Origin of the sequence: Phocaeicola sp. HCN-6420 (assembly GCF_037890145.1) — a bacterium.
Lineage (GTDB): Bacteria > Bacteroidota > Bacteroidia > Bacteroidales > Bacteroidaceae > Phocaeicola.
Genome location: NZ_JBBKBJ010000070.1, coordinates 1 through 1,315, shown reverse-complemented (window position 1 = coordinate 1,315; position 1,315 = coordinate 1). Strand labels below are relative to the sequence as shown.

Here is a 1,315-nt window from a genome sequence, read left to right as displayed (position 1 = left end):
GTTATGAACTATAATACGAAAACTGACTACGGTTAACGATAATTAGCATAAATATGCAATTATCTCATTCACGGAAGCTCGTCGGGGCTGACTGCGTAGCCCCTTGCCGCATGGCGTTCCCTCCGCAGGAGCTATTATGGCTTTTCAGACTTGAATCCATCGACATATGGCTTTTCTTGAGAGACTACCGCAAAGGCTTGCCTTACGAGTTTGTTGGCGACTGCAACAACCGCCACTTTTCCCGGCTTGCCGTTAGAACGCAATCGGTCAAAACATTCCTTGCATTCGGCATTGCATCGCAGAGATGCCATGGCAGCTATATAAAGCTGACCACGTAAGGAAGAATCACCGTTGCGGTTGATGTGACCTTTGACATTGACTGACGTACCGGATTGTTGGTAAGTAGGAGATAAGCCCAAGTATCGGGTGAGTTGCTTGGCATTATCAAAGTACGTGAAGCCTCCCGTAGCCATTATCAAGGCTGCCGCCAGCGTGACACCGATACCTTTGATAGAGATGAGCAAGTCCATCTGTTTCTTGTACTCGCATTGTGCCAAAACCGCCAGTTCCTCCTCCAAGTTCTTGACTTGCTTTTCAAGGAAAGCGATTGTCTTTTCAATAGCTTTCTTGCACTTGGGGTCGAAGAAGGGAAGTGCTTCCATGGAACCTTTCAAGTTACGGGTGGCTATAAGTTGCTTCTTGAGTTGACGTATGACTGTCCGTTTCTGCTTCAAGGTGAGAATGGCATCGCTACGAAGCCTATAAGGGGCAGGCTGCATCTTCTCTCCGTAAAGAGCTATCAGACGTGCATCCGTTTCATCCGTCTTGGTGACGGAAAGCATCACACGGGCGAAATTCTTTATCTTGAGAGGATTCTCCAAACTGACAGTGATTCCCACTTGCGAAAGAAGATAGACGAGCAGGGAACTGTAATTGCCGGTTGCTTCCAGCACGCAATGATGCTCACTGGCTGACAAGGTTTGAATGAACTCATGAACGCCTTTGGTAGTGTTCTTGAATGTTTTGGTCTTGCTGCTCTTGGCAGAAGAATAAGCAACTACGAAAGTCGCCTTGCTGACATCAATTCCAACGTAGGTCATAGTCTTAATGATTTATTGAACGACAACATCTGTACATCGTGAGCCATCATTGCGAATACGGGGTCGAAAGCCCATTGAACTATCCGGTTTCTGATGTAAAAGTGTGGGGACGAAACATAACTCACGGCCTTTATGACCAAGGAAACATCGGTCTTATTCCACACTTTGATGTTGAAACTTTATGCAAATATATAACGATTAAAAATTATACAATG

1 protein-coding gene is annotated in these 1,315 nt (G+C 45.7%); it reads right to left on the bottom strand.

Annotated features, from left to right (window positions below):
• Positions 1–134: 134 nt before the first annotated feature.
• Complete coding sequence (locus WKT12_RS16390) at positions 135–1,100, bottom strand: IS110 family transposase (protein ID WP_032568652.1); 966 nt, start codon at positions 1,098–1,100, stop codon at positions 135–137.
• Positions 1,101–1,315: the final 215 nt, after the last annotated feature.